This is a genomic window from Morganella sp. HSTU-ASny43 (assembly GCF_022819185.1).
In the GTDB taxonomy this organism is placed as follows: Bacteria; Pseudomonadota; Gammaproteobacteria; order Enterobacterales; family Enterobacteriaceae; genus Morganella; species Morganella morganii.
Genome location: NZ_WSPG01000025.1, coordinates 16,105 through 28,347 on the forward strand (window position 1 = coordinate 16,105; position 12,243 = coordinate 28,347).

Genomic DNA, 12,243 nt, shown 5'->3' on the forward strand with positions numbered 1-12,243 from the left:
TTTAGCGGGTGGCAATATTAATAAAGATTTGCGCACCGATCAGCAGGCAATCGTCATCAACAAAATACGGATTGGCATGCAGATAGTTATTAATTCCTTTGGCTTTGTTACCGCTGCCGAGGAAATACATGGCACCTAATCTGTCTTTGGTGGCATTAATCATATAGCTGAAATCTTCACTGCCGGTCATCGGCTTACCGTTTGAGTCAATATTTTCAGCCGGTAAGAAGGCCGCTGCCGCGTTTTTAATGACTTCCGCTGCCTGCGGATGGTTAATTACGGCCGGGTAACCGCAGGCTTCCAGTGTGGTTTTAAAACCACCGGCTTCACTGCGGGCAACAATCTCTTTAAAGCTGGCTTTTAAGATTTTATCGGTTTCTTCATCCATAGAACGGATGGTGCCGCGTGCCTGCACATAATCAGCCAGCGCATTCGGGATGGTACCGCCGTTGATCATACCGCAGCCGAAAACAGCCGGGCTGAAAGGATCGGTTTTCTTGGCGACGATATAATCCATGTAATCAATGATACGGGTGGCTTCGCGGATAGCATCCAGCCCTTTGTGCGGCGTGGAGCCGTGCGCGGAAACACCGTGTACATCCAGCGTCCAGGCGGAGCCGTAAGAGGACATCACACCCGCGTTAAAACGGATGCAGCCGGTTTCAATCGCGGCGTCGTTATGCAGCCCGTAGACTTCATCCACACCGTCCATGCAGCCCATTTCCACCATTTTATCCGCACCCGGCACACGCATATCTTCTTCCGCCATCTGGAAGACAAAACGGACATTGTGTGTCAGTTCATCGCGGTGTTCGCTGAGGTATTTTGCCGCAGTCAGCGCGATGGTCATATGGGTGTCGTGACCACAGTTGTGGGCGCAGCCTTCGTGTACGGAACTGTGCTCGTTGCAGGTCATGTCCGGCATTTCCAGGCCGTCGATGTCGGTGCGGTAAGCAATCAGGCGGTATGCCGGATTGACGGTCAGTTCAGCGGTAAAGCCGGTGTATCCCTCAAACTGACGGATGGTGTAGCCGAAGCTTTCCATCAGTTCGCGGCAGTATTTTGAGGTTTTATATTCTTCACCGGACAGCTCAGGGATTTTATGCAAATCCTGGCGCGTTTTCTTGCTGAACGCCTCAAGCGCAAAGAGTTTTTCACTGACATTGTATTTATTGGTCATTACATTTACCCCGTAACTGAAACCGGTTTGTGTGCTGATAAAGAATCCCTGATGTAAGCGCGGGTATGACCGGAAACCGGTCATACCACAGCGCCGGCGCAACATGAGTACATTTTATTTTTACGAAAAAAGGTCTGCCTTCCGGAACCGGCGGGTTTCTGTCAGCAGCTGTTTTCGTTATTATTTGCAGGAGGGATTTTAACGTCAGTATTAAAAAAGTGAGCGTGACGGAGATCGTGTTTATATCATATCAGTATTTCATGGTGCATGAATAATAAGGATGATATCGTTAAAAAATAATATCACAGTGATAAATTGATATTATATTATTTATTAATATCAATATTTTATAGAAATTTTGATTTCCCGGTTTTTTATGTTTATTCTGCGTGAAATATAAATTCGTCACCCGAAATAACAATAATATTAATATTATTAAACAGAAATTAAGAAAAGTGTATTTATATATCCTTGCAGCCATTTTTGTATTATTCCGCCGGATCTCCGGCAATATCCTGAATTAGTGCTGAAAATTTCCCTTATTACTGGTGGTTTTATCTGCGGCGAGCCCGGGCTACACTGAAATGACAGGATAAACACACAGAGCAGGCTTGTATTGTTCTGTGCAGCATCTTATTGCGAATCAGATTTATCACCAGTATGAGGGAAGATTTACGATGAAGCAGACTGTAGCGGGTTATATCGCAAAAATGTTGGCGGATGCAGGAATCAACCGTATCTGGGGTGTCACCGGAGACTCACTGAACGGGTTAAGTGACAGCTTACGTAAACTGGGCAGCATTGAATGGATGGGCACCCGGCATGAGGAAGTGGCCGCGTTTGCCGCCGGGGCGGAAGCCCATCTGACCGGTAAACTGGCGGTGTGCGCCGGTTCCTGCGGGCCGGGTAACCTCCACTTAATCAACGGATTATTTGATTGTCAGCGCAACCGCGTGCCGGTGCTGGCAATTGCCGCACATATTCCTTCCGGCGAAATCGGCAGCCATTACTTCCAGGAAACTCATCCGCAGGAGCTGTTCCGTGAATGCAGCGTCTATTGTGAGCTGGTTTCCAATCCTGAGCAGATCCAGCAGGTGCTGGGTATTGCCATGCGCAAGGCGATTCTGGAGCGCGGCGTGGCCGTGGTGGTCATTCCGGGGGATGTGGCATTAAGACCGGCACCGGAATCGGCCCGCAATGTCTGGTATGAGCCGTCTCTGCCGCTGGTGATGCCGCAGCGGGATGAGCTGGTGAAACTGGCGGATGCCCTTAACGGTGCGAAAAACATCACACTGATGTGCGGAGCCGGGTGTGCAGGGGCACATGATGAAGTTATCAAACTGGCGGAAACCCTGAAAGCACCGGTGGTGCATGCACTGCGCGGCAAAGAGCATATTGAGTATGATAACCCGTACAGTGTCGGGATGACCGGGCTTATCGGATTTTCCTCCGGGTATTATGCGATGGAAAATGCGGATACCCTGGTGCTGCTCGGCACGCACTTCCCGTACCGCGCGTTTTATCCGGCCAAAGCAAAAATTATTCAGGTGGATATCAACCCGGGCAGCCTCGGTGCACACTGTGCGGTGGATATGGCGGTTATCGGGGATATCAAAGCCACACTCAACGCTATTCAGCCGCGCCTGCAGGCCAAAGAGGATCGCACCCATCTGGATGCGGCGCTGAAACACTATCAGACCGCCCGCAGTGACCTCGATGCACTGGCAACCGCAAGCAAACGGGAACTGATCCATCCGCAGTATCTGGCGAAGAAAATCAGTGAGCTGGCGGATGATGACACCGTATTCACCTGTGATGTGGGCACCCCGACGGTCTGGGCGGCGCGTTATCTCACCATGAACGGCAAACGGCGGCTGATAGGCTCCTTTAACCACGGCTCGATGGCAAACGCCATGGCGCAGGCTATCGGCGCTCAGGCGCCTGACCGCAAGCGTCAGGTGGTGGCGATGTGCGGTGACGGCGGATTCAGTATGCTGATGGGGGATTTCATTTCCCTGGCACAGATGCAGCTGCCGGTGAAAATTGTCATCTTTAACAACAGCGTGCTGGGTTTTGTGGCGATGGAGATGAAAGCGGGCGGTTATCTGACTGACGGAACCGATCTGCACAACCCGGATTTTGCCGCGATGGCAAATGCCATGGGGATCAAAGGGATCCGCGTTGAAGACAGCGAGTCACTGGACGATGCGCTGAAAACCGCATTTGCCCATGACGGCCCGGTTCTGGTGGATGTGGTGACGGCCAAACAGGAACTGGCCATGCCGCCGGAAATTAAGTTTGAGCAGGCCAAAGGCTTCAGTCTGTATATGCTGCGCGCGATTATCAACGGGCGCGGTGATGAGATTGTGGAGCTGGCAAAAACCAACTGGCTGCGCTGAGTTCACAGAGAGAAAAAATGCCGCATTTGCGGCATTTTTTTTGCTCAGTACCCGGCGGCAGACTCCAGCCGCCACAGATGAGCAGCCATCAGAGCCCGCCACGGGGCGAAATCTGCCAGCCATTCCTGAGTTTCATCCGCCGTTATTTTTTCATCCCGCGCCAGCAGGCGCTGCAGATTACGCCGTACCGCAACATCACCGTGCAGTGAGCCGTTCAGATAGTTAAAGCCGCGCAGCAGGGCATAGCTGACCGTCCAGGTGCCGATACCTTTGATCGCCGTCAGTGAGGCGGAAACCGCGTCTGCATTCTCCGGTGTGACCACATCCGGCAGCACCAGCGCTCCGCTTTCCAGTTGCTCACTCAGTGCCAGCAGGGCATTGGCTTTACCGACAGAGAAACCGCAGCTGCGCAGCCCGTCAAAATCGGTCTGTAAAATATGTGCCGCATCCGGGTAGCACCACAGTCCGGAGGAGTGGCGCAGGCCGATATGCTGAATCAGGCGGCGGCGGATGGAAATCGCGGCCTGAACGCTGATTTGCTGACCGATAATCGCCCAGTTAATGGCTTCAAACGGTGTGGCGGACTGGTAGATCCGCAGCCCTTTCTGTTGCCGGATAAGGGGACCGGCCAGCGGGTGATCCTGATATTGTGTCTCGAATTCCTCCACCGGCTGGATCAGACCGAGCATATGCCGGGCGAGATGCTGCATACGGGCTTCGTCTTCCGGCAGTGGCCCCGGGCCGTCAGTGCTGAGGGTGACACGCGCTTCTCCTGAACTGATTTCCAGTGTCAGTAACGCGGGGTGGCCGTGCAGGCAAATTCCTTTCATCACCCGGTTTTCCGTGACCTCTTCGGCCACATGGTGATTATCACGTAAATGAAATGCGAGAAAATCCGCTGTATGATAGGGCTCAGGTAACGGAACGGTAATCGTTAAGTTTTTGTTATTATTCAACTTTTCATACCTCAGAACAGGGCGGGCAATTGACCGGATTATAGCCGTTTTTGCTCCCGGACGTACGATTTTGGTCAAAATGTATATTTACAGAATAATAGGTGGATTATTCTGAATGAACTCCGCATACAAAATGTGGTACTTATACGTATGAACAAATGAGTTTAATTTCAGCACAGCAGCACAACTCAGAACGGATAAAGGCATTACCGATGGATATAAAACAATATTACCTTGAGGTTGCGGAAGGTAAAGGTAAGAGGATGACGTCGGAGGTTGTGGCATTCTCTCCCTCGCGGCTCAACCTGGCAGAGTTAGAAGAGCGTCTGGCATCACAAACCTTTTTCACACAGAGTGATATTGAATACGCGGAACATGATGAGAACAGCTTTTATTACACCTGTCATTACGGTGATGAAGAACTGCTGTTTCTGGTGTCACTGGCACCGCGGGCACCGGAACTGGAAATCAATCCTTACTATTCAACCGATCCGCTGTCTGCCGGACTGCTGGCCGAGGTCAACCAGACCGAACAGGATATTTATGTTGAATGCCTTTTACAGAATGACGTGCTGCGAAGTTACCGGTACCAGCTGAAGATGGTACAGATTCTGGTGCCGGATTTATTACTGGGTATCGATATCTCGGCAGCCGGGCGCGGTTTTACCCGTGAGTGGCTCAATTTTCAGCTGGAAAACGACGTGCAGCTGAACATTGAATCTCTGTATACCATTCATGCAATCTATGACACGGAAAATTCCCCGCCGACCATGTACTGGTTCCACACACACGGCCTGCTGCGCTGCGGGATCCCGGAAGTGGAACTGCTGCTGCCGCATACCATTAATGCGTACTATGGCATTCCTGATCTGCTGCGCAGTTTTATCGGGCAGAGTCTTAATGAAGGCAAAGTGCTGTTTAATGAGCCGATGCTGTGCGGCCAGACGGAAAAACAGCTGGAATATATTGTGGCGCTGCCATATCAGGAAGGGATCCGCCAGATCAACAAAAATACCCCGATCGACCAGCTGAAGCCTCTCGAAGAGATCGATTACTCTCACGATAATATGCCGGAAAATGAATTTCTCGGCGATCGCGGAGATCGCGACGATCAGCATGACCATCCATCCTGTATGCTATTCCGTGTAAATGAAAGTTCGCCGGTGTTACAGACATTTTTCCGTGGTTTCGACGACGATGCCGCCATTATGTTTTACCGCCCGAACAGTGAAACCCATGAAATGGCGGTAAAAGCCCGCCTGCGCTGGCACTATTTTGCCCAGATGTTTGCGGAATACGGTCAGCCGGTGGTCAAAACGAAAAAAGGTCTGCTCGGTGGATTATTCGGTAAAAAAGCCCGTGATGAAGAAGATGAACATCCGTGGGCGTTTATGGTCAAATGCGGCATTCCGTACGGGGATGAGGATGACCTGGAGCACATGTGGTTTATCCCGGAAACTCTGGATAATGACGTGTTTACCGGCAAACTGATCAACCAGCCGTTTTATGTTGAAGAGATGGAAGAGGGGGGCGTATATCCGCTGAATACGGAGATGCTGACTGACTGGAATATCTATTTTTCCGGTGAGAAATATACCCCGGATACCATTTATCAGCTGCTCAGCCCGTCACAGGTTCACTGAGAACAGACGGTCCCGGAAAAAGCGCTGAAATGAAGGCGCTTTTTTTATGCCTGCGATTTTGTGCAGTAACCCACGTTATTAATACATACTGAATTATATCGTTGCTGCTTTTTTTTTGTTCCGGCTATAATCAATGATCGCCTGTTCCGGGTGGTTATATATCCTGTAAAACCAATAATCTATCTTATAATCTGTTATGCATTATCTGTCATGGAGTGCATTATGCCTGATTTGACGTCATTGCTCGGATTTGCCCTGGTTGCACTGGGAATGGTATTAACGCCCGGCCCTAATATGATTTATCTGATCTCCCGCTCACTCTGTCAGGGAAAGCGGGCCGGATATATTTCTCTTGCCGGTGTCGGCCTGGCATTTATTTTTTATATGCTCAGTGCGGCATTTGGTATCACCGCGCTCTTTTTTGCTGTTCCTTATGCCTATGATGCTTTGCGTATTGCGGGGGCATTGTATCTGCTCTGGCTGGCGTGGCAGTCGGTCAAACCGGGCGGACGCTCTGCATTTTCGGTGCGGGATTTACCGGAAGATAAGCCGGAAAAATTGTTCACCATGGGGTTTCTGACCAGCCTGGCGAACCCGAAAGTGGCGGTGATGTATTTATCGCTGCTGCCGCAGTTTATTGTGCCGGGGCACGGCAGTGTGCTGGTACAGTCTCTGGCGCTCGGAACAATACAGATTATGATCAGCCTGACAGTTAACGGACTGATTATTCTGATGGCGGGCTCGGTGGCTGTCTTTATGACGGGCCGTCCGTTCTGGCAGGTGGTGCAGCGCTGGCTGATGGGGACTGTGCTGGCCGGGCTGGCTGTCCGGATGGCGCTGGAATCCCGGCGCTGAGGCGATAAAAAAAAGACCGGCTTTTTGAGCCGGTCTGTTTCGTTTCCGTTATTGCTCTTCCCGGCGGAGCCACTGCTCCACCTGCAGCTGCTCTTCCTGTGTGAGCCACATTCCCAGTTTGGTTCTGCGCCAGAGCGCATCTTCTGCGGTGATCACCCACTCGTGCTGTACCAGATAGCGCAGCTCGGATTCATACAGGTTATGGCCGAATAACTGCCCGAGGTCGCTGAGGGATTGCGCAGTACCGATAATTTTTTCTGTCTGACTGCCGTAGGTGCGGGCCAGGCGCAGCGCCAGTCCGTTCGGCAGCCAGGACCAGCGTTCTGTCAGCACCCGGGCATAATCGTCACGGCTCCGGCCGTTCAGTTCACCGCCGGTCAGTACCGCCTGTTTTGTCCATGCTTTCCCGGCGTGCGGATAGTAGGCCGCCAGTTTATCCAGCGCGTGTTCGCCCAGCTTGCGGTAAGTGGTGAGTTTGCCGCCGAAGACGGACAACAGCGGCGCCTGTCCGTTGTCATCATGCAAATCAAGCGTGTAATCGCGGGTGATTGCCTGTGGCGAGTCCGATTCATCATCACACAGCGGACGCACACCGGAGTATGTCCAGCGGATATCATCGCGGGTCAGGGTTTTGCGGAAGTGGTCGTTATACACATCCAGCAGATAATTAATTTCGTTATCATCGATTTTAACGTCTGCCGGATCGCCGTGATATTCCACATCGGTCGTGCCGATAATCGAAAATTCATCCATCCACGGAATGACAAACACAATGCGGTGATCTTCATTTTGCAGGATATAGGCCTGCGGCTCGTCGTGAGCGCGCGGTACCACAATATGGCTGCCTTTGATAAGACGGATACCATAAGGGGATTTGAGCTGTAATCCGTCATCAAAGAAGGTTTTCACCCACGGTCCGGCGGCGTTGACCAGCCCTTTTGCCTGCCAGCGCAGGGTTTCGCCGGTCAGGGCATTTTCCGCTTCCACCTGCCATAAACCGTTTTCGCGCCATGCGCGGGTGACTTTTGTCCGTGTGCGGACTTCGCCGCCCTGCCGCACGACTTCCTGTGCATTCAGCACCACCAGGCGGGCATCGTCCACCCAGCAGTCGGAATATTCAAAGCCTTTTTTAAACTCTGCTTTCAGCGGGGAGGCAGTACTGAAGGTCAGGCCGCGGCTGCCCGGCAGTGTGGTGCGTTTACCGAGATGGTCATACAGAAACAGCCCCGCGCGGATCATCCACGCCGGGCGCAGATGCGGCTGATGCGGCAGACGGAAACGCATCGGGAAGGCGATATGCGGCGCCATTTTTAATAATACTTCGCGTTCAGCCAGTGCTTCGCTCACCAAACGAAACTCATAATGTTCGAGATAGCGCAATCCGCCGTGGATCAGTTTTGAGCTGGCTGATGAGGTGGCACAGGCGAGATCCCGTGCTTCCAGCATCAGCACAGACAGCCCGCGTCCGGCGGCATCAGCGGCAATACCTGCACCGTTGATTCCGCCCCCGATAACGATCAAATCTTTCGTTTCCATCCTCACTCCCGCATGACCATATTTGTTCTTTAATGTTCGTTATCGCTCATGATAGTGCAATGTGAACGATATTCCAACATTCAGGACATAAAAAAACGTTCTCCGTGACATGGATAACAATTCGTTAGCATATCCATACAAAGAATAATGAATTACGGCAGAGGGAAAAGGGAGGAAAACCGCGCCACCGGGCGGTGGCACGGGCAGAGATAATCAGCAGACTTCGAGCTGCACCTGTTGTTCGTCCAGGATTTTGATAATGCTTTCCGGCGGGCGTTTGTCGGTAAACAGGCAATCGATCAGCCCCATATTACCGAGGTTGACCATGGCGTTGCGGCCGAATTTGGAGTGGTCGGTCACGAGCATCACACAGCGGGAGTTTTCAATAATCGCCCGTTTGGTGCGGACTTCGTGATAATCAAATTCCAGCAGGGAGCCGTCAGTATCAATGCCGCTGATCCCGAGAATCCCGAAATCCAGACGGAACTGAGAGATAAAATCGAGCGTGGCCTCACCGACAATTCCGCCGTCACGGGAACGGACTTCACCACCGGCCAGGATCAGCCGGAAATCATCTTTCGCCATCAGCAGAGTGGCGACATTGAGGTTATTGGTGACGATGCGCAGATTTTTGTGTTCCAGCAGTTCATGCGCGACCGCTTCCGGTGTGGTGCCGATATCGATAAAGAGTGTGGCACCGTCCGGGATCAGCGCCGCGACACGGCGGGCAATCCGGCGTTTTTCATCCGACCACATGCTTTTACGCTCATGATAGGCGGCATTCACCGAGCTGGACGGCTGTGCCGCCCCGCCGTGGTGACGATGGATTTTATTCTGCTCCGCCAGCTCATTGAGATCACGGCGGATGGTCTGCGGACTGACCTTAAAGTGCTCGACCAGCTCTTCTGTGCTGACATAGCCCTGTTTACTGACTAACTCAACGATAGCATCATGACGCTGTGTTTGTTTCACAAAATCCCCCGGTCAGATCAGTACCGCGCATATTCAGGGCTGTGCCGTGATATGCGGCGGTGATGTCATATTTTCATTATTATTCAGGCCGTCCGGCGGCGGTTATCCCATACCGCCATCAGCAGGCCGGTCGCGAGACCGGATGCATGGGCCATGTTTGCAATCGGCATTGTACCAAATAAATCAAAGTAACCGATAACCAGCCATAATACCGAAAATACCATCATGGCGGCGGGCAGATAAATACCGGCGGACGGATTGCGCGCGCCGGTGTACCAGACATAAGCGATCAGCGCGAAAACCACGCCGGACAGGCCGCCGAAGGATGAGCCGCTGAAAAAGGATTGCGACCAGCAACTGACCAGGGCAGAAATCAGGGTGATCACCAGCAGCCGTCCGCTGCCGAGCTGTTTTTCCACCTGACCGCCGAGATACCACCACAGCGCCAGGTTCATCAGAATATGGGTCAGGCCGAAATGCAGGAACACCGGGCTTATCCACCGCCACAGTTCACCCTGCTGGTCAGGCTGCGGCCAGGCCAGATAGTCCATCACCGCGTCAGTGCCGCTTATCTGCATCCACAGAAAAACCAGTGCGCACAGTACGGTAATGGTGATGGTCAGCGGCCCGGCCGGGGTCACCAGGTTACTGAAGGCATGAGAGGCCGGGTAGCGGAACGGGGAATCGGTTTCACCGGATTCCCAGCTGGCAGCGAGATAGCGTTTATTCATCGGATCACGCATAAAGGTTTCCAGCTCAGCCTGTGTCTGTGCCAGTTTGCTTTCGTCGTCGAGCCACAATTCCGCGCCGCGCCCTTCGCGGGTGGCACGCATAGTGAGCTCAATATCCCGGGCGGCCATATAATCAATAAATGACTGGGCAATCCGCGGGTTGGCGATGGTGATCAGATAAACCATATAGCTGTCCGTTGTTAAGCAAGTGACCTGACTGTGTCCGGGTAATTGCGCAACCAGGCCTCAAAGCCGCCGTTGATGCTGTATACCGTTTCATAGCCGACATTAAGCAGATACTGAGCCGCGCCCTGACTGCTGTGCCCATGGTAACACATGACCATAACCGGCTGCTCATAATCTGTCTGATCCATGAAGGTATTCACGGTGTCGTTTGTCAGGTGAAATGCGCCGTCAGTATGACCGGCACGGAAGCTTTGCGGATCACGGATATCAACCAGGACAGCCCCGTTCTGCTGCCAGAGTTCATACGCCGTATCCGGTGTGATTAAGCGGATTTGTTCCATAATGATTTTTCGTATGCAGGTGAATATCAGCGGTGACAGAGCACCACCGGAAACCTGCCCGGCGGATAACCGGGCAGTGTATTATCACGGCCGTGCGATATCCGGCCGGTACAGCACTATCAGTAATAAGAGTGTTCGCCGCGCTGATGTTCAGTCAGGTCTTTAACGCCTTTCAGTTCACCGGCAAACATATTCAGTAACTCTTTTTCGATCCCTTCTTTCAGGGTGACATCCACCATGGAGCAGCCGTTACAGCCGCCGCCGAACTGGAGGATGGCATAGCCTTCGTCCGTGATTTCCATCAGGGAAACACGGCCGCCGTGCCCGGCCAGCTGCGGGTTGATCTGAGATTGCAGAACGTACTCGACACGCTCGATCAGCGGGGCATCATCCGCCACTTTACGCATTTTGGCGTTCGGGGCTTTTAAGGTGAGCTGAGAGCCGAGCTGATCGGTCACGAAGTCGATCACGGCTTCGTCAAGGAACGGTGCGCTCAGTTCATCAACATAGGCGGTCAGCTGCTCAAACGGCAGCGCGGTATCGGTCGCTTCCACAGCATCAGGCGGACAATAAGAGACTCCGCATTCCGCGTTGGGAGTGCCCGGGTTAATAACAAAAACACGGATTTGTGTGCCGGGTTCCTGGTTGGCAAGCAGTTTGGAAAAATGTGCCTGCGCAGCGTCAGTAATAGTAATCATAACATTGCCCAAAAATAGTTGACTGTTCCGGTTGGTTATAATACGCCCATTTGCGGGTTCACTACAAGGTGCGGCAAAGGCACCACACCCGGACTGCCGCCGCGCCCGCACGAATGAGCAATTCAGACAGCGCTGTCATGGTCGCCCCTGTTGTGATGACATCATCGGTCAGCGCAATATGCAGTCCGCGGACATTACGGGTGACGGCAAACGCAGAGGACAGGTTTGTCAGGCGCTGCGTGCGGGACAGCATCCGCTGGCTCAGTGTAGCACGGGTGCGGATAAGGCCGGAACTGTCATAAGGGCAGCGCAGCCATTTTGCCAGCGGACGGGTGATAAGATCACTCTGATTAAACCCGCGCCGCCATTGCCGGTAACGGTAAAGCGGGACGCTGAGCAGCAGATCCGGCTTCGGACATTCCCCGGCGCGGTAAGCTGCCAGCACCCGGCGCAGCAGCAGCCGTGCCAGTGCACGGGCAATGTGTGTCTGCCCGCTGTATTTGAGGCGGTGAACCAGGGCGGCCAGCGGCGGCTGATAGCCGGTTACGGCCAGCAGGCTCTGCCACGGCGGCGGGGATTGCAGACAGCGGCCGCATTCCGGCTCCGGTGTCACCAGCGGCAGGCCGCAGCGACGGCAGACCGGCGGCATCTCCGGCAGTCCCCGTTCGCAGAATCCGCAGATACCGTGTGCGGCAATTGCCAGCGGCTGATTGCACAGCAGGCAGTAATTCTCAATAATAACCATC

At 53.1% G+C, this 12,243-nt stretch carries 11 protein-coding genes; 3 read left to right on the forward strand and 8 right to left on the reverse strand.

Annotation, left to right across the window (positions count from 1 at the left end):
• Window position 1: 1 nt before the first annotated feature.
• A complete protein-coding gene (locus GN208_RS13355; RefSeq protein WP_032098644.1) occupies window positions 2–1,180 on the reverse strand; it encodes a M20 family metallopeptidase in 1,179 nt (392 codons plus the stop codon).
• Window positions 1,181–1,857: 677 nt separating this feature from the next.
• Here GN208_RS13355 and poxB point away from each other — a divergent pair.
• On the forward strand, window positions 1,858–3,579 hold the full coding sequence (gene poxB / locus GN208_RS13360; RefSeq protein WP_004237950.1) for a ubiquinone-dependent pyruvate dehydrogenase: 1,722 nt from the start codon (window positions 1,858–1,860) through the stop codon (window positions 3,577–3,579).
• 44 nt (window positions 3,580–3,623) lie between these two features.
• Here poxB and GN208_RS13365 read toward each other — a convergent pair whose 3' ends face one another.
• A complete protein-coding gene (locus GN208_RS13365) occupies window positions 3,624–4,535 on the reverse strand; it encodes a DNA-3-methyladenine glycosylase 2 (RefSeq protein WP_004237951.1) in 912 nt (303 codons plus the stop codon).
• 212 nt (window positions 4,536–4,747) lie between these two features.
• Here GN208_RS13365 and GN208_RS13370 point away from each other — a divergent pair, with 212 nt between their 5' ends.
• A complete protein-coding gene (locus GN208_RS13370; protein WP_015422345.1) occupies window positions 4,748–6,178 on the forward strand; it encodes a DUF4026 domain-containing protein in 1,431 nt (476 codons plus the stop codon).
• Between the two features lie 222 nt (window positions 6,179–6,400).
• The gene (locus tag GN208_RS13375; protein ID WP_004237953.1) at window positions 6,401–7,033 is read left to right on the forward strand and encodes a LysE family translocator; all 633 of its coding nucleotides are present in this window, start codon (window positions 6,401–6,403) and stop codon (window positions 7,031–7,033) included.
• 48 nt (window positions 7,034–7,081) lie between these two features.
• On the opposite strand, the gene glpD is transcribed toward GN208_RS13375, so the two are convergent.
• From glpD to gntX, 6 genes are all read right to left on the reverse strand, one after another.
• A complete protein-coding gene (gene glpD, locus GN208_RS13380; protein ID WP_004237954.1) occupies window positions 7,082–8,569 on the reverse strand; it encodes a glycerol-3-phosphate dehydrogenase in 1,488 nt (495 codons plus the stop codon).
• 213 nt (window positions 8,570–8,782) lie between these two features.
• The gene (locus GN208_RS13385; RefSeq protein ID WP_004904672.1) at window positions 8,783–9,541 is read right to left on the reverse strand and encodes a DeoR/GlpR family transcriptional regulator; all 759 of its coding nucleotides are present in this window, start codon (window positions 9,539–9,541) and stop codon (window positions 8,783–8,785) included.
• Window positions 9,542–9,624: 83 nt separating this feature from the next.
• Window positions 9,625–10,458, reverse strand: coding sequence for a rhomboid family intramembrane serine protease GlpG (glpG, locus tag GN208_RS13390; protein ID WP_004237956.1), 834 nt, complete (start codon window positions 10,456–10,458; stop codon window positions 9,625–9,627).
• 14 nt (window positions 10,459–10,472) lie between these two features.
• Window positions 10,473–10,799 (reverse strand): thiosulfate sulfurtransferase GlpE, encoded by a 327-nt coding sequence (gene glpE, locus GN208_RS13395; RefSeq protein ID WP_004237957.1) that lies wholly within the window; start codon window positions 10,797–10,799, stop codon window positions 10,473–10,475.
• Window positions 10,800–10,918: 119 nt separating this feature from the next.
• Window positions 10,919–11,497, reverse strand: a complete 579-nt coding sequence (gene nfuA / locus GN208_RS13400; protein ID WP_004237958.1) for a Fe-S biogenesis protein NfuA — start codon at window positions 11,495–11,497, stop codon at window positions 10,919–10,921.
• 61 nt (window positions 11,498–11,558) lie between these two features.
• Complete coding sequence (gene gntX / locus GN208_RS13405) at window positions 11,559–12,242, reverse strand: DNA utilization protein GntX (RefSeq protein WP_061057574.1); 684 nt, start codon at window positions 12,240–12,242, stop codon at window positions 11,559–11,561.
• Window position 12,243 lies beyond the last annotated feature (1 nt).

Coding starts and splice junctions, on each gene's coding strand:
- gntX (WP_061057574.1), bottom strand. CDS start 12,242: ATGGTTATTATTGAGAATTACTGCCTGCTGTGCAATCAGCCGCTGGCA.
- poxB (WP_004237950.1), top strand. CDS start 1,858: ATGAAGCAGACTGTAGCGGGTTATATCGCAAAAATGTTGGCGGATGCA.
- glpG (WP_004237956.1), bottom strand. CDS start 10,458: ATGGTTTATCTGATCACCATCGCCAACCCGCGGATTGCCCAGTCATTT.
- GN208_RS13370 (WP_015422345.1), top strand. CDS start 4,748: ATGGATATAAAACAATATTACCTTGAGGTTGCGGAAGGTAAAGGTAAG.
- nfuA (WP_004237958.1), bottom strand. CDS start 11,497: ATGATTACTATTACTGACGCTGCGCAGGCACATTTTTCCAAACTGCTT.
- glpE (WP_004237957.1), bottom strand. CDS start 10,799: ATGGAACAAATCCGCTTAATCACACCGGATACGGCGTATGAACTCTGG.
- glpD (WP_004237954.1), bottom strand. CDS start 8,569: ATGGAAACGAAAGATTTGATCGTTATCGGGGGCGGAATCAACGGTGCA.
- GN208_RS13375 (WP_004237953.1), top strand. CDS start 6,401: ATGCCTGATTTGACGTCATTGCTCGGATTTGCCCTGGTTGCACTGGGA.
- GN208_RS13355 (WP_032098644.1), bottom strand. CDS start 1,180: ATGACCAATAAATACAATGTCAGTGAAAAACTCTTTGCGCTTGAGGCG.